The sequence below is a fragment of the Alteripontixanthobacter maritimus genome, assembly GCF_003340475.1.
In the GTDB taxonomy this organism is placed as follows: domain Bacteria; phylum Pseudomonadota; class Alphaproteobacteria; order Sphingomonadales; family Sphingomonadaceae; genus Alteripontixanthobacter; species Alteripontixanthobacter maritimus.
Genome location: NZ_QBKA01000002.1, coordinates 1058283 through 1073804 on the forward strand (window position 1 = coordinate 1058283; position 15522 = coordinate 1073804).

15 protein-coding genes are annotated in these 15522 nt (G+C 59.8%); 3 read left to right on the forward strand and 12 right to left on the reverse strand.

The window, feature by feature from the left end; all coding sequences use genetic code 11:
- Positions 1-23: 23 nt before the first annotated feature.
- From HME9302_RS05350 to HME9302_RS05400, 11 genes are all read right to left on the reverse strand, one after another.
- A complete protein-coding gene (locus tag HME9302_RS05350) occupies positions 24-485 on the reverse strand; it encodes a MaoC family dehydratase (RefSeq protein WP_115366158.1) in 462 nt (153 codons plus the stop codon).
- 17 nt (positions 486-502) lie between these two features.
- Complete coding sequence (locus tag HME9302_RS05355; protein ID WP_115366159.1) at positions 503-1300, reverse strand: DUF1206 domain-containing protein; 798 nt, start codon at positions 1298-1300, stop codon at positions 503-505.
- Positions 1301-1397: 97 nt separating this feature from the next.
- Positions 1398-1865 carry an OmpA family protein gene (locus HME9302_RS05360; protein ID WP_115366160.1) on the reverse strand — a complete coding sequence of 156 codons (468 nt, stop codon included), beginning with the start codon at positions 1863-1865 and terminating at the stop codon, positions 1398-1400.
- 64 nt (positions 1866-1929) lie between these two features.
- Positions 1930-3030, reverse strand: a complete 1101-nt coding sequence (gene ychF / locus HME9302_RS05365; protein WP_115366161.1) for a redox-regulated ATPase YchF — start codon at positions 3028-3030, stop codon at positions 1930-1932.
- 36 nt (positions 3031-3066) lie between these two features.
- On the reverse strand, positions 3067-4056 hold the full coding sequence (locus HME9302_RS05370; RefSeq protein ID WP_115366162.1) for an SDR family oxidoreductase: 990 nt from the start codon (positions 4054-4056) through the stop codon (positions 3067-3069).
- A 71-nt stretch (positions 4057-4127) separates the two neighbouring features.
- A complete protein-coding gene (gene pth, locus HME9302_RS05375) occupies positions 4128-4697 on the reverse strand; it encodes an aminoacyl-tRNA hydrolase (RefSeq protein WP_115366163.1) in 570 nt (189 codons plus the stop codon).
- 397 nt (positions 4698-5094) lie between these two features.
- On the reverse strand, positions 5095-5799 hold the full coding sequence (locus tag HME9302_RS05380) for a 50S ribosomal protein L25/general stress protein Ctc (RefSeq protein WP_115366164.1): 705 nt from the start codon (positions 5797-5799) through the stop codon (positions 5095-5097).
- Positions 5800-5939: 140 nt separating this feature from the next.
- Entirely contained in the window at positions 5940-6863 is a 924-nt protein-coding gene (locus tag HME9302_RS05385; RefSeq protein WP_181815694.1) for a TraB/GumN family protein, read from the reverse strand.
- Positions 6864-6925: 62 nt separating this feature from the next.
- A complete protein-coding gene (locus HME9302_RS05390; RefSeq protein WP_115366166.1) occupies positions 6926-7861 on the reverse strand; it encodes a TraB/GumN family protein in 936 nt (311 codons plus the stop codon).
- Between the two features lie 49 nt (positions 7862-7910).
- Positions 7911-8357, reverse strand: coding sequence for a hypothetical protein (locus HME9302_RS05395; protein WP_115366167.1), 447 nt, complete (start codon positions 8355-8357; stop codon positions 7911-7913).
- Positions 8354-8563 (reverse strand): helix-turn-helix transcriptional regulator, encoded by a 210-nt coding sequence (locus tag HME9302_RS05400; protein ID WP_115366168.1) that lies wholly within the window; start codon positions 8561-8563, stop codon positions 8354-8356. The genes HME9302_RS05395 and HME9302_RS05400 overlap by 4 nt, the downstream gene beginning before the upstream one ends.
- A 308-nt stretch (positions 8564-8871) precedes the next feature.
- On the opposite strand from HME9302_RS05400, the gene HME9302_RS05405 reads away from it, so the two are divergent.
- From HME9302_RS05405 to ppdK, 3 genes are all read left to right on the forward strand, one after another.
- Positions 8872-9771: a glycine--tRNA ligase subunit alpha gene (locus HME9302_RS05405; RefSeq protein WP_115366169.1), complete on the forward strand. Its 900-nt coding sequence runs from the start codon at positions 8872-8874 to the stop codon at positions 9769-9771.
- Positions 9768-11927 carry a glycine--tRNA ligase subunit beta gene (gene glyS / locus HME9302_RS05410; RefSeq protein WP_115367499.1) on the forward strand — a complete coding sequence of 720 codons (2160 nt, stop codon included), beginning with the start codon at positions 9768-9770 and terminating at the stop codon, positions 11925-11927. Before HME9302_RS05405 ends, glyS begins: the two co-directional genes overlap by 4 nt.
- A gap of 129 nt (positions 11928-12056) precedes the next feature.
- Positions 12057-14723, forward strand: a complete 2667-nt coding sequence (gene ppdK, locus HME9302_RS05415; RefSeq protein WP_115366170.1) for a pyruvate, phosphate dikinase — start codon at positions 12057-12059, stop codon at positions 14721-14723.
- Here ppdK and HME9302_RS05420 read toward each other — a convergent pair.
- On the reverse strand, positions 14720-15475 hold the full coding sequence (locus HME9302_RS05420; RefSeq protein ID WP_147270772.1) for a methyltransferase domain-containing protein: 756 nt from the start codon (positions 15473-15475) through the stop codon (positions 14720-14722). The two genes, ppdK and HME9302_RS05420, sit on opposite strands and share 4 nt — an antisense overlap.
- Between the last annotated feature and the right edge of the window lie 47 nt (positions 15476-15522).

A 15522-nucleotide genomic window follows, 5' to 3' on the forward strand; every position in this document is an offset into this window, starting at 1 on the left:
ATTATGCCGACGATTTGGCCAGCTTAGATGATGGAAGCGTCCGGGTCCTTGACCACGATCATCGCATTGCTGACCATTTCCAGCACCATTTCATCATGCTGGTTGAAGGTGCGCACGCGCGATTGGTAAAGGCCGAGTTCCGGTTTGGATTTGCTGCGGCGCTTCGAAAGTATCTTAGTCTCGCAGCGCAGCGTGTCATCTGGATAGACCGGCGTCAGCCATTTCAAGTTGTCGACCCCGGGGGAGCCAAGGCCGGCCTGCTTCGCCATCTTCATATGATCGACCATCATCCGCATGGTCATGGCGCAGGTGTGCCAACCGCTGGCGGAAAGTCTGCCGAAATGGGTCCTCGCCGCAGCCTCATCATCGAGATGAAAAGGCTGCGGGTCGAAATTCTCCGCAAAGGTGATGACCTCAGCGCGCGTTACGTCATACTCGCCAAATGCAGCACTGCTGCCGACCTCGAGATCTTCCCAAAACAGCATCGGTATGGCCCGTTCTACTAGGCGCGGAAACTTGGCACGCCAGCGCTTGAATCCATGTCCGGAATAATGCGGTACCGGGCCAGGATGAAGCTGAAGAGGCCGAAGATCAGCAGACCGACTGCGACCAGTTGGAAGATCACACCGCTACCCGCCAGTGAAGCGACTGCATCGCCCAAGGTTTTCACCTGATCGCTGCCGCCGGACATGAATCCCGCCTGGAACAACGACCAACCGATGACCGTGAAAACCACTGCGCGCGCAATAAACCCGATGCCGCCCATCACGCGCGTGGCGCTTGGCGCACTGGCGCTGATGCGGTGCATGAACGATCCGGTGATACCCTTCTTGGCCTGCGAAATCGCGGCGAGAAAGAATGCTATGCCCAAAATACCAAGCACGATCCCGCCAAGGCCCATGGACAGTACGCCCGATGCAGCTTCCTGTGCGCCGTCGCCTGATGTCCCGGAGCTTGTTGCGAACTTGTAGGCGGAGAAGGCAAGCGCGATGTGACCGATAGCGCTGCCTGCATGACCGATACGTTTGCCCCAACCCTTCGCATCGCTCCCGTTGTTTTCGATATCGAACAGCGGTGATGCGAAGCGGAACAAGGCGTAGGCAAGCAGGCCGATGACCATGATCCACAGCAACACTATACCGCCCGGGAACCCTTCGATCGCATTGAAGATACCGTTGGTACCTTCGCTGATCTTGCCCGCACTGGTCAGCGCGATCAGTCCAAGAACCGTATAAAGCATGGCACGACTGAAATAACCTACCCGTACCAGCCAATTGAACTTCTCGGACTTGTCGACCACGCGTTATTCTCCTGCAACCTGTCGTTCAGATGAAGGCCCCGCCAACGATCTGCACGTCATAAAAGGCGCGGCCCCGATCAACGGGGCCGCGTGTAAATCAGTAAACGTAAATCGTCGCCCTGCGATTGCGAGCGGGGGTATTTTCAGCCGAGGCCGCACCCTCACCGAAGGCAAGAATGGAGATGTCCCGGCGACTGACGCCGGCATTGACGAACCGCTGGGCAACGGCAGCGGCGCGATCCCTGCTCAGGCGCATGTTCACATCATCGTCGCCTTCTTCGCTGGCATGTCCGGTCACGATGATACGGTTGGAGCTGGGCATGGTCGCAATCCGGTCCACAGCCTTGCGAACCATAGATGCGCCTTCGCTGGATAGCGTGCTGTCACCCTGCGCAAAATATATCGTGTCGACTGCGCGCGCGCTGACGGAATTGAACCGCTCGACCGACATAAGGTCAAAATCGGACGCCATAAGCGTGGCATCATTTGGCTGCGTGGTCGCGCAAGCACCCAGCGAAAGCAGCGGCACTGCCGATGCGGCGATAATCCATTTGCGAAATGCCATGATGATCCTCGTTAAATAGCGATATTCAGACTGATCCTACAAACCTCCGCGCGCATGATTGTTCCTAAACGTTGAACTTGAATAGCATCACGTCGCCGTCCTGCACCACGTATTCCTTGCCTTCCTGCCGAAGTTTGCCGGCTTCACGGGCACCGGCTTCACCGTTCAGTTCGATGAAATCGTCATAAGCAGTGGTTTCGGCACGGATGAAACCGCGTTCGAAATCGGTGTGGATTTCGCCAGCGGCCTGCGGGGCACGGGCACCGGTCGGAAACGTCCATGCGCGCGCTTCCTTTGGTCCGGCCGTGAAGAATGTCTGCAATCCCAGCAGTTTGTACCCGGCGCGGATGACTCGAGCGAGGCCGCTTTCCGTGAGGCCCATTTCGGTCAGAAATTCCGCGCGGTCGTCTGGTTCCATTTCCACCAGTTCGCTTTCGATTGCGGCGGAGACGACCACGGCCTGCGCGCCTTCTGCCGCAGCCTTTTCGAAAACCTTAGCCGACATCGCGTTGCCGTCCGCTGCATCTTCTTCCGCGACGTTGCACACATACAGGACCGGTTTAGCTGTCAGAAGCTGCGCCTGTTCGAACACTTTGAGTTCGTCTTCACCTTCTGGCTGGGTCAGGCGAGCGGGCTTGCCTTCGCGCAACAGTTCCAAGGCCTGACCCAGGACGCTTGCCAGGACCTTGGCTTCCTTGTCCCCGGCCTTGGCCTTTTTCTCGGCAGCAGGGACACGCTTTTCCAAGCTTTCCAGATCGGACAGCATCAGTTCGGTTTCGACCACTTCGGCATCCGCAATGGGATCGACGGTGTTGCTGACATGCTGGATGTCGTCATCCACGAAACAGCGCAAAACATGGACGATTGCGTCGACCTCGCGGATGTTGCCGAGGAACTGGTTGCCCAGACCCTCACCCGCGCTGGCGCCTTTTACAAGACCCGCGATGTCGACGAACCCGAGCTGGGTTTCGATAATCTTCGCACTGCCTGCGATGGCGGCGATTTTCTGCAACCGGTCGTCCGGCACCGCGACCTGCCCGACATTAGGCTCGATCGTGCAGAACGGATAGTTCGCCGCCTGCGCCGCCTGCGTTTCGGTCAGTGCGTTGAAAAGAGTGGACTTGCCGACATTGGGCAGGCCCACGATACCGCATTTGAAACCCATGAATTCGTCCGCTCAAAAGAATAAGGTTGGGGTGGATCAGACGCCGTGAACCGACTTGATCCACGGCCCATAGGGCGATTGCCCAAGCCATGCCACCTGCGTTTTCGCGCTCACTTCGTTGATGGCGACTTGCGGCTTAGGGCCCGGATGGACCGGGCGGCGCAGCGGGCGGGTGCCCGGCGGCATGGCCATAATTTCGGCAATCGCGCGCGGCACATCCATCGGGTCGGTTTCGCCACCGTCGCGGGCGCGTAGTTGCGCGATCATATCGGTATAACCGCCGGTATGATGATCGTCGGCGCGCTCCAGCAGGCCGAGCGTCAGCTTCTGGCTGTTCTCCCAGATCTTGGTGGGATAGCCGCCGGGCTGGATGATGGTGACGTCGATCCCATGCGGCACAAGTTCATAGGCCAGCTGCTCGCTCATCGCTTCCAGCGCGAATTTGGTCGGCGAATACTGTCCGAAACCGGGCAGCATCACGCGGCCAAGCTGCGAGGTAACATTGAAAATCTGTCCGCGCTTGGCAGCGCGCATTTTCGGCAGGACGGCGCGCGCCATGCGGTGCGGCCCGTACACGTTGGTATCGAAGATCGCTTGCGTTGCTTCCATATCCTGTATCTCGATCGGTCCGGCGACCGAGATGCCGGCATTGTTCACCAACACGTCGATCGCGCCGCCCGCAAGCCGCTCCGCCTCGGCAACACCGCGCAGGACCTGTTCGTCGTCGTTCACGTCGATTTCGATGATGTGGATATCGAGATTGTCGGACACGATCAGGTCGAGCAGCTCGTCTGCTTCGGGGCGGGGCAGATTGCGCATGGTGGCGAAAACCTTGGCACCTTTGCGCGCCAGATGCTCTGCCGCGAGCCGCCCGAACCCCGACGAACAGCCGGTTATCAGAACGGATTTACCGGTGAAGTCCTGCTGCGCAATCAGCTTGTCGGTCTGCGCGACTGTTGCGGTTGCAGCGAAGGCGGTGGTGGCAGCGGCGCCTGCAAGCAGGCTGCGGCGATCGAGATTTGGCATGGACTGGCTCCGGTCGAATTGTCTGGCCACACCCATACCCGTTCGTCCTGCGCTTGTCGAAGGACCGGGAGCTAGTCCTGCATACGCATGGCATATTCGCTCATGAAGCGGGGGTTGTCGTCTTGTGCCAGCCATTCCGCCTCGGCACCGATTGCGCCGAGCATCTGGACCAGCTCATCCTGCTCTGCCTTGGCGTAGTTCCCGAGCACGTGGGCGGTCACGCGATCCTTGTGGCCGGGGTGACCGATGCCGATGCGCACCCGGCGGTATTCCTGCCCGACATGCTGGGCAATCGAGCGCAAGCCATTGTGTCCGGCATGGCCGCCACCTTGCTTCACCTTGACGCGGAATGGCTCCAGATCGAGCTCGTCGTGGAACACCGTCAGCGCGTCGGGCTCCAGCTTGTAGAAGCGCAACGCCTCGCCTACGGCGCGCCCGCTTTCGTTCATGTAGGTCGCCGGTTTGAGCAGCAGGATCTTCTCGCTTCCAATTCGGCCTTCCTGGACCCAACCAGAAAACTTCTTCTGCACCGGCCCGAACCCGTGCATTTCCGCGATGACATCGCATATCATGAAGCCGATATTATGCCGGTGCATCGCATATTGCGGACCGGGATTGCCGAGGCCTGCCCAAATTTGAATAGTATTACTCCTGTTTCCTGTTTAGCCTCAAGCGCCGGCGGTCGCATTCGCTCCCTTAGGCTATCCTCGCTTCGCTGCGGGCGGCCCTTTGGGCCTATGACTGCCGTGACCAGGTTCCGGGTGCAAGATAGCTAGTGTGACGCAAGTTCCGTTTGCGTCTAGCAAACGGCAAGCATGTCCTGAGCCTGTCGAAGGGGCCGAACGGCCGCCCGAGCTTATGCGAGGAAGCAAGGGGGCCGGATGGCCCCCGCCCGCAGGGTCCAAACAAATAACGCGAATGCGAGCGCCCGGCGTTTGAGGGTCTAAACAAAAAACGCCCGTAGAACTAAATCTCAACCAAAAACACCGGACCCCTTGCAAGGCCCGGTGCTTTGTATCGTCAGAAAAACCGCGAGTGTTAGTCGCTCTTTTCCTGCTGTTCCTTGGCGGCATCGGCGTCCGGACCCTGTTCGGTCGCGGCGGTTTCGCCGGCTTCCATGCCTTCGCCGGTCTGACCTTCTTCGCCTTCGCCGGCTTCATCTTCGCTCTTCTTGAGCGCAGACGGAGCAACGAGGGTGGCGATGGTGAAGTCGCGGTCGGTGATGGCGCTCGTGCTACCTGCGGGCAGGGTGATCTCGCTGATATGGATCGAATCGCCGACTTCCTTGCCGGTGACGTCGATCTCGATCTCGTCGGGGATCTTGTCCGATTCGCAGATCAGTTCCAGCTCGTGACGGACCACGTTAAGAACGCCGCCCTTCTTCAGGCCGGGGCTTTCTTCCTCGTTGATGAAGACGACGGGGATATCGACCTCGATCTTGGAATCTTTCGAAAGGCGCAGGAAATCCGCGTGCAGCGGCCAATCCTTGACGGGGTCGAACGCGACATCCTTGGGCAGGGTGCGCACCTTCTTGCCGCCGACCTCGATCATCACGATCGAATTCATGAAGTGGCCGGTGCCGAGCTGACGGATCAGCTCCTTCTGCTCAACATGGATGGGGAGGGCTTCTTCCTTGCCGCCATAGATCACGGCGGGGACACGGCCTTCGCGACGCAGTGCACGGGAGGCTCCCTTGCCAGCCCGTTCGCGCGTCTCGGCCGGCAGGGTCAGAGCGTCGCTCATAGTCACTTACCTTTCGATTTGCATTTGTTGTTGTCATTTCCGGCTGCCACACCTCCAGGGATGACGCTGGCACCGGAGGCGCGCGCTATACAGGCGATACGCGCAAATGCAAGCCAAGACGCGGCCTGCGAAGGTGGCGCTTATCGGATCCGCCGGGCCGCAATTCCGCGCGTCTCCAGCTCAGCGAGCAGATTGCCCGGCCCGGCCATATGCGCGGCTCCTACGGCGATCAACAGCGCGTCATGCTCCGCAAGCAACGCCTCGATCGTACTGGCCCATTGCTGGTTACGCCGGGTCACCAGCGCCGCACGCAGCGCGGGCCGCGATCCCAAGTCGCGGGTGAGCGAAGCGGCAAGGCCGTCCATATCGCCGCGATACCAGGCAACCGCATCTGCCTTGCGAGCGGAGTTTCCTGCCAAAGCACTCTTGACCGCAAGGTCAAGCAGTTCGCGCTGCGTGTTCTCCGGCAGCTCGTCGAAAATACGAAGCTGGCCTTCTACGCCTTCCAGTTCGCGCGTTTGTACTGGAGCAAATGTTTCCAGCAGCGCGCGGTCCACGCCATTTGCGCTGCTGCCATAACCGCCTGCGCCAGACAGCATCAGCGCCGCGGCCCAGGTCTCGGTGGCGGTGAAGTCCGCCGCCTTCATATCCTGGTGCGCAAGGGCAGCATCGATCTGTCCCCTATCGCCGCGCTGGTTCAGCGGGGGCAAGCCGGGCGTAACCGACATATGCGCGAAAATCATCGCATGTCGGTCCTTGTCGGTGATGCCCTTGGCCTCGACCACCAGACCCTCGGCCTGTTCGATCGCACGCTCGACCGGTTTGCTGCGCCATTCAACACCGTCCGGCAAGCTGTGGATCGTACCCAGCAGCCAACCGCCATGCTCTCCATTGGCGCTCCTTAGCTCCCAGATTGGAGGGGCGGGCGCATTGCGAAATTCTGGTGGCGGGGCTGACGCCTCGTCTTTGCACCCGGTCAAGGCCAGCGCCAGCACCATCACTACCGCCAACACCATTGACACCCGGACCATGATATAACCGAAAGGGGCGCGCCAAAGTGGCACACCCCTTTCCTGTTTCATTCGCGGCAGACCAATGTTCACGTCACCGCTCTACAGCATTATCCTTACTGGACGCGATAGGATTTGATCCCGCGCGTGTTGAGATAATCCTGTACGCTTTTCTCACCAGCCAGATGCGCAGCGCCGACCGCCATGAATACGGTGCCCGGCGTATCGAGCCGTGTGTCGATCCAGTCCGCCCAATTGGCGTTGCGCGTGTAAAGCAGCCGTTCGAGGAACAGTGCATCCTCCACCATTGAATCGTCCAGCATATCGACCACTGTATCGACATCGCCCTTGGCCCAGGCTTCGATGATCGTGTTCAGCATCGGACCGATCTCGTCGATCCCTTCCATGGTCGAAATCAGATATTCGATTTGCATGTCCTGCGGCATACCATCGAACATTTCGAGTTGGAATTCTGCCGTCTCCAGCGCGCCGCGTTTCATGGTTTCCGGCATGGTTGCTTCCAGAACGATCTCGACGCCGTTCTCGCCGGTAATGCCGGCTTTCATCATCGTGACCTGATAGGCGCTGAGTGCTGCAAACCACGGTTCGAACTGGTCGAACGCTTCCACCGGAATGCCGAGCTTGGTCATGCCGGCTTCGTATTTCATGCGCTGGTCGTCATCGAACAGGCTGCGCAGCGTCGTACCGGTAGGCAGTGTTGCCAGCGCGAGAGCCTTGGGCGGCAAGGCGGCCAAAATCTCCGGTGTCATGTCGACCTCGGTCACCAGAATATCGGACCCGGCCAGGGCATCCTTTACCGCGCCGGCGTTCCAGTTCACATCGTCGGGCAGTGCGTGCACCGTGCCGAACATCCAGATCGTGGTATCCTCATCCGCGACTTTCCATAGGGCAGGCCCCACCATCTCACGTGTTTCCGCCGCCACCATCGTGGTGCTCTGCGGGGTCGGCAACTGCTGCTGGGCACAGCCGGACGTAGCAAGCATCGCGGTACTGGCGGCGAGCGCGAAGGTAAGTTTCTTGAACTGTTTCATGGTAGTTATATCCTTAGAATGTTGATTTGAAGGTATTGTAAGTTGCCTGTCAGCGCCAGCCCAGCTTTCGGGCGGTATAGGACAACAACAGCAAACCGACCGTAATCATTACGAGCCACAGGGGGTCGGGTGATCGCAACACTCCCACGTCATGAAGGGCGAACCAGCCAAAGAACACGATCATGGTGCCGTAAAGTGCGATCGTATTGGCCCACAGATTATCCAGCAAATCGAATTCATCGATCCGGCGGAAGTAGTCGCGAGTGAACCAGACGAATGCGGCTGCCATCATGCCAAGTAAAATATACAGGGCGAACATTGGCAGAGTACCATCCTTGACCTGGTCCAGTAACCAGCCGTTTAGAGCTCCTATAAAAATCGACATGACAAAGGCGATCGTGCTGTAGCGCCAGAAGCGATTTCGCTTCGTCCTCAGCTTGGCCTCGCCATCGGTTGGAACGGCGGCTGTTTGCGTGTGCATGTCAGGTCCGGTCATGCTTTGTCTCCTGCAAGTCCGTCATCGAAGATCGCCTCGATCGGGCTGTCGAACAGCCGCGCAATGCGGAAGGCGAGGGGGAGGGAGGGGTCGTGCTTGCCGGTCTCGATGGCATTGACCGCCTGGCGCGACACTTCGAGATGCCCCGCCAGTTCCGCCTGGCTCCAATTGCGTTCGGCGCGCAGCACTTTCAGCCGGTTGTTCATGTCAAAATAGAACATCGGAAATCTGCATGGCGATGGTGCCGACAGCATAACCGGCCAGCGCCATGACCGTGCTGGCCATGAGTTGCGCGATTTTTTCAGGGTCCACCTTGTCCAGCATATTGGTCTCCGCGTTGTCATTCGAACATGACGGAATGTCAGGTTCTGCTGACTAAATGACGCGATTCGCTGACTATGTCAACACTACCTGACATAAAGTACGATCAAGCTGACATATCTCCGCCGGTTCGTGTCCGGGGTGGCAGCCGCGCCATTGACCCTATTTCGCACCTGCGGCATGGCCCGGCGCGATGGCTTACGAACCCGCAAAATCCTTTCAGGACATGATCCTCGCGCTGCATGAATTCTGGAGCGCGCAGGGCTGTCTGGTTTTGCAGCCCTACGATATGCGCATGGGGGCAGGCACGTTTCATCCCGCAACCACCTTGCGTGCGCTCGGGCCGGAACCGTGGAACGCAGCGTTCGTGCAGCCGAGCCGCCGCCCGACCGACGGGCGCTATGGCGAGAATCCGAACCGGCTGCAGCATTATTACCAGTACCAGGTCATCCTGAAGCCTAGCCCGCCGGATATTCAGGACCTTTATCTCAAATCGCTCGGCGTTATCGGCATCGATCCGCTGAAACACGACATCCGGTTCGTGGAAGACGACTGGGAAAGCCCCACGCTTGGAGCCTGGGGCCTCGGCTGGGAAGTCTGGTGCGACGGTATGGAAGTGACGCAGTTCACCTATTTCCAGCAGATGGGCGGCTATGATTGCAAGCCCGTCGCCGGCGAGCTGACTTACGGTCTGGAACGGCTTGCGATGTATATCCAGGGGGTCGACAGCGTCTACGACCTCGACTTCAACGGCCGCGGCGTTTCCTATGGCGAGGTGTTCCTCGAGAACGAACGCCAGATGTCGAAATGGAATTTCGAAGTGGCGGACACGGATGCGCTGTTCGACCTCTTCAACAAGGCGGAAGCGGAGTGCCGTAACGCGCTGGCCGCCGACGTGCCGATTGCCGCTTATGAACAGGCGGTCGAGGCCAGCCATGTGTTCAACCTGCTACAGGCGCGCGGCGTCATCAGCGTGCAGGAACGTGCCAGCTACATGGGCCGGGTGCGCGATTTGGCGCGTGGATCATGCGAAGGCTACATGGCCAAGGAGCAAGACCGCTGGGCGAAGGAATATCCGGGGTGGTCGGCGTGAACGACTTCCTCCTGGAACTTCGCAGCGAAGAAATTCCTGCGCGTATGCAGGCCGGCGCGCGCGTCGAACTGGAGAAACTGTTCCGCCGCGAAATGGATGCAGCTGGAGTTAGTCCCGGCGAAATCACCGTATGGTCCACACCGCGCCGCCTTGCGCTGATTGCGCGCAATCTGCCGACCGAAACCGAGGACGTCCGTGACGAAGCGAAGGGTCCACCGGTTGGCGCTCCCGATCAGGCGGTGGACGGCTTCTGCCGCAAGAACGGTATCGAGCGCGGGCAGCTTCAGACCCGTGACGTCAAAGGGCGTGCGACTTATTTCGCCGTAATCGAAAAGCCTGGCCGCGCCTTTGGCGAAGTGCTGGCCGATGCCATTCCCGCGATTATCCGCAATTTCACCTGGCCGAAATCGATGCGCTGGGGCGAAGCTTCGATAAGCACCGAAAGTCTGCGCTGGGTCCGCCCGCTATCCGGCATTGTCGCGCTATTAGGTGACCAGATCGTGGAGTGCGAAGTGCATGGCGTAACTTCCGGTGCGGTCACGCTGGGCCACAGGTTCCAGCATTCCGGTGACATTACCATCGGCGGCGCCAGCGATTATGCGATGAAATTGCGCGCGGGGCATGTGATCGTAGACCACGCTGAACGCGAGGCACTGATCCGTACCGGCGCCGCGCAAATCGCCTCCGAAGCTGGTCTGTCGCTGGTCGAGGATGAGGGGTTGGTGGTAGAAAACGCCGGCCTCACCGAATGGCCCATCCCGTTGCTGGGCCGGTTCGAGGACGACTTCCTCGATGTACCGCCGGAAGTCATCAAGCTGACCGCGCGGGTCAACCAGAAATACTTCGTGTGCGAGGATCAATCAGGCAAACTGGCCAATGCCTTCATCTGCACCGCCAATATCGAGGCCAGCGATGGCGGCGCGGCAATCGTGGATGGCAACCGCAAGGTCCTCGCCGCCCGGCTGTCCGATGCGCGGTTCTTCTGGGACCTCGACCGCAAGAAAACGCTAGTGCAGCATACGCAAGGCCTCGAACGGATAACATTCCACGAGAAACTAGGCACGGTCGCCGACAAGGTGGACCGCGTGGCGAAGCTGGCAGACTGGCTGGTATTCGATGCTAAGGCGCCCAATGGCGATCATAAGCTGGCACGGCACGCAGCCGAACTTTGTAAAGCCGACCTTGTGACCGAGATGGTTGGGGAGTTTCCAGAACTTCAAGGAGTTATGGGCGGTTATTATGCCCGATCCGAGGGGCTGCCGGATGAAGTAGCCGAAGCCATTTCCGACCATTACAAGCCCGTCGGCGCGCATGACGACGTTCCCATTGCGCCGACGTCGGTTGCGGTAAGCCTGGCTGACAAGCTCGACACGCTGCTCAGTTTCTTCAAGATCGGTATCCTGCCGACCGGATCGAAGGATCCGTTCGCACTTCGCCGTGCGGCGCTCGGCTATTTACGCTTGGTGCAGACAAACGATCTGAAGCTGGCACTCGATACGGTCGTGCATGCCTGGGATGGCAGGCCGAATGCCGTTCTGGCGGAAAAGCTGGCGGAGTTTCTGTTCGACAGGTTGGGCGTGCAGCTTCGCGATGAAGGCGTGCGACACGACTTTATCCACGCATCGCGGCTTTGGCAGGGCCGCCCCGATCTGCGGATCGACCGCGTGGAAGCGCGGGCGCGGGCGTTGGCCACCTTCCTCGGTTCTACCGATGGTGCCAACCTTCTGGCCGGATACAAGCGCGCGGCCAATATCCTGAAGAAGGAAAGTCGCGGTGCGGACAGCGATCTGGAACCCCATACTGGCGAGGAGGATCCTCTCGCACTGGTCGACGACCCGGACATTCGCGCGGTTGTCGAGGCGCGAGTTGCGCAGAATCGCAAGTCTTCACTGTCCTACACGCCCGAACCGGCGGAGAAGGCGTTGATCGATGCGCTCGTGGCCGCAGAGCCGGAAGCTCGCATGGCCGTCGATGCTGAAGATTTTGCGAAAGCCATGGCGGCGCTGGCTCGCCTGCGCGCACCGATCGACAGGTTTTTCGAGGAGGTGACTGTCAATGATACAGACTCGGACAAGCGCACTGCACGGCTCGACCTGCTCGCCAGATTCCGGAATGCTGTCCATCAGGTTGCAATTTTCGATAAGATCGAAGGATAGAATATTTCTTTTATGATGCGATCACGCACAGCGTCCGATCCCTCTAAAAACGTATTACATGTAACAGCTTAGGTTTGGTGTCGCGAAGCGTTCCAAGTGTCGCTTGTGTCACCCTCAACAGGAAATTCCATGGTGCAGACGGTTTACAGCTTCGGCGGAAATGCGGACCATTCGGACCCGCGCCAGAAGGACAAGATCGTCACCGGCGGGAAGGGCGCAAATCTTGCTGAGATGGCGAGTATAGGACTGCCGGTGCCCCCGGGTTTCACGATCACCACCGAAGAAAGCGTGCGCTATCTCAACGAAGGCGCGGATTTTTCCGATACGCTGCGTGCGGATGTTGCCAAGGCGCTCGAACATATCGAACAAACCGTCGGTAAGTCCTTCGGATCGAAGGACGACCCACTGTTAGTATCCGTACGCTCCGGCGCGCGGGTTTCGATGCCTGGGATGATGGACACGGTCCTGAACCTTGGCCTGAATGACGAAACCGTAGGAGGCCTAGCCACCACATCGGGCGACGCGCGCTTCGCGTGGGACAGCTATCGCCGCTTCATCCAGATGTATTCCGACGTGGTGCTCGGTATCGATCATGGATTGTTCGAAGAGGCGCTGGAAATCGCCAAGGAAGACAACGGCTTCTATGCCGATACCGATATGTCGGCTGAAGACTGGCAGTCGCTGGTCGCGCAGTACAAGACGACCGTAGAAGAAGAGCTTGGCAAGCCGTTTCCACAAGACGTGCAGGAACAGCTGTGGGGCGCCATTGCCGCGGTGTTCGACAGTTGGGATGCGGACCGGGCCAAGACCTATCGCCGCCTGAATGACATTCCCGCCGATTGGGGCACTGCCGTCAACGTACAGGCGATGGTGTTCGGCAATATGGGCGATACCAGTGCAACGGGCGTGGCCTTCACCCGCGATCCCTCGACCGGGGAGAAGGCCTATTACGGCGAATGGCTGGTCAACGCTCAGGGCGAAGACGTCGTGGCCGGCATTCGCACACCGCAATATCTGACGCAGCGCCGCCGCGAGGCGGCCGGGGCCAGCGCGCCGAGCATGGAAGAAGCCATGCCCGAAGCCTTCGCCGAACTGGCAGAAACCTTCGACCTGCTGGAACGCCACTACCGGGACATGCAGGATATCGAATTTACGGTTGAGCGCGGCAAGCTGTGGATGCTGCAAACCCGCTCCGGCAAGCGTACTGCCAATGCCGCCCTCAAGATGGCCGTGGACATGGAGGGCGAGGGCCTGATCGACCGCAAGGAAGCGATCCTGCGCGTCGATCCGATGGCGCTGGACCAATTGCTTCACCCCACGCTTGATCCGGACGCCACACGCGACGTCGTCACCAAGGGTTTGCCCGCATCACCCGGTGCAGCGAGCGGCAAGATCGTGCTCGATGCCGATACCGCCGAACAATGGGCTCAGCTGGGCGAGAGAGTTATCCTTGTCAGGGTCGAAACCAGTCCGGAAGACATTCACGGGATGCATGCCGCAAAAGGTATTCTGACCGCGCGGGGCGGCATGACGTCGCACGCAGCTGTGGTGGCGCGCGGGATGGGGCGACCTTGTGTGTCCGGAGCATCTGCCGTGTCGATCGACCGGGAAGCGCGCACATTGAGGATCGGCAGCCGCGAGATGAAGGAAGGCGACACTTTGACGCTGGATGGCGCGACGGGCGAGGTGATGGCGGGGGTCGTCGTCACGATTGAACCTGAACTGGCAGGCGACTTCGGTGTCCTGATGGAATGGGCCGACGCCGAACGCCGCATGGGCGTGCGCACCAACGCCGAAACGCCCGCAGACTGCCGCATGGCACGCCAGTTCGGGGCCGAGGGTATCGGGCTTTGCCGGACTGAGCATATGTTCTTTGATGCGGGCCGGATACGCTCGGTGCGGCAGATGATACTGGCCGAAGATGAGGCTGGCCGACAGGGGGCACTGGACGCGCTGCTCCCAGAACAGCGCGCGGATTTTGCGGCCATTTTCAAGGAGATGTCGGGGCTTCCTTGCACCATCCGTCTGCTCGATCCGCCATTGCATGAATTCCTTCCCACCCAGGATGCGGATTTTGCGGATCTCGCCGATGCAACCGGGCTCGGCGTCGATCATCTGAAGCGCCGTGCCGCGGAATTGCACGAATTCAATCCCATGCTGGGCCATCGTGGCTGCCGGCTCGGCATTACCTATCCCGAAATCTACGCCATGCAGTCGCGCGCAATATTCGAGGCTGCGTGCGATGTTGCGGCGGAAAGCGGCGAAGCACCGGTGCCCGAAATCATGGTCCCATTGGTCGCCACACGGCGCGAGCTGGCTATTCTGAAGGAGCAGATCGACACTGTTGCCGAGGCGGTATTCGGAGAAAAAGGGCGCAGGATCGACTATCTTGTCGGTACCATGATTGAATTGCCACGCGCGGCGCTGATGGCCAATGAGATTGCCCATGAAGCTCGATTTTTCTCATTCGGGACCAATGACTTGACGCAAACAACCTTGGGCGTTTCGAGGGACGATGCGGCGCGGTTCCTGGCGCCGTATGTGGAGCGCGGGATATTTGCCCGCGACCCGTTCGTGAGTCTGGACATCGAAGGTGTGGGCCAGCTCGTACGCATGGGTGTCGAGCGCGGCCGGCAGACGCGCGCCGATCTCAAGCTGGGTATTTGCGGCGAACATGGCGGCGATCCGGCCAGCATCGCATTCTGCGAAGAGGTCGGGCTCGATTACGTAAGCGCCTCGCCTTATCGCGTTCCCATCGCACGTCTTGCAGCAGCGCAAGCGGCACTGAAGGCTTAGGCTTTCCAACCTGTCAGCGTGACAATCTCGAACGATTCGAGAGTGCGGCCGTTCTCACCCAGATCGGCAAAGGCTTTCTCCGCGAGGGCGCGATGCGATGCGGTGAGGGACGGTGAGTGGGAGGCAAGGGCGCTGCCCATACCTTGATCGCGAAGGTCGTCGATCAGCCGCTGCAGCGTTCCGTATGACACGCTGAGGGTAAAGGAATCAGCCACTTGGCTGCGGAAATTCGCACGCGCCAGCAGGTCTGCTCCGCCGCGCGCATCGATCTGCGGGTGAATACGGGCGGCAGGCCGCTCACCATCGGCTGCCATCATCGCGGCTTTGAGCGTAGTCAGGCTGCCAGCCCCCGAAAAAACCGCGAGCAGTAAGCCGCCCGGCTTCATGGCGGCATTGAGGATCAAAAGCGCACCCGGCACGTCATTCAACGTATCGAGCGAACCGATGGTCACCACCAAATCATACTTCTCAAACGCAATCGGCGATTCCTCATCAAACGTACCGATGCAGCGCGTTTCGACCTCCGCGCCGACTGTTTGAAGGTAAGCCGTCACCATGCCGGTCAAATCGCCGATCACCAGCGCAACCCCGGGCTTGACCTGCATGAAGCCAAGACGTTCGACAGTCTCTTCCGCCATGGCATCGAGGAGGAAACGAGCGGCATCGGGACGGGCCTGCCGGATCATGGCCCGTGCGACACGGGCTGCGCGGCGTCGTTGCGAAAAGATGCGGGGGATGGACCGTTCAGCCATGATGCAAACGCCTGACACGGGTTGCGCGTTCATAGCAAGCAGGGCAG

Bases quoted from the DNA above. Each gene is read 5' to 3' on its own strand.
- HME9302_RS05400 (WP_115366168.1), bottom strand. From the start codon at position 8,563: ATGAACAACCGGCTGAAAGTGCTGCGCGCCGAACGCAATTGGAGCCAG.
- HME9302_RS05390 (WP_115366166.1), bottom strand. From the start codon at position 7,861: ATGAAACAGTTCAAGAAACTTACCTTCGCGCTCGCCGCCAGTACCGCG.
- HME9302_RS05350 (WP_115366158.1), bottom strand. From the start codon at position 485: ATGCTGTTTTGGGAAGATCTCGAGGTCGGCAGCAGTGCTGCATTTGGC.
- HME9302_RS05360 (WP_115366160.1), bottom strand. From the start codon at position 1,865: ATGGCATTTCGCAAATGGATTATCGCCGCATCGGCAGTGCCGCTGCTT.
- HME9302_RS05380 (WP_115366164.1), bottom strand. From the start codon at position 5,799: ATGAGCGACGCTCTGACCCTGCCGGCCGAGACGCGCGAACGGGCTGGC.
- ychF (WP_115366161.1), bottom strand. From the start codon at position 3,030: ATGGGTTTCAAATGCGGTATCGTGGGCCTGCCCAATGTCGGCAAGTCC.
- HME9302_RS05395 (WP_115366167.1), bottom strand. From the start codon at position 8,357: ATGACCGGACCTGACATGCACACGCAAACAGCCGCCGTTCCAACCGAT.
- HME9302_RS05405 (WP_115366169.1), top strand. From the start codon at position 8,872: ATGGCTTACGAACCCGCAAAATCCTTTCAGGACATGATCCTCGCGCTG.
- ppdK (WP_115366170.1), top strand. From the start codon at position 12,057: ATGGTGCAGACGGTTTACAGCTTCGGCGGAAATGCGGACCATTCGGAC.
- HME9302_RS05420 (WP_147270772.1), bottom strand. From the start codon at position 15,475: ATGGCTGAACGGTCCATCCCCCGCATCTTTTCGCAACGACGCCGCGCA.
- HME9302_RS05370 (WP_115366162.1), bottom strand. From the start codon at position 4,056: ATGCCAAATCTCGATCGCCGCAGCCTGCTTGCAGGCGCCGCTGCCACC.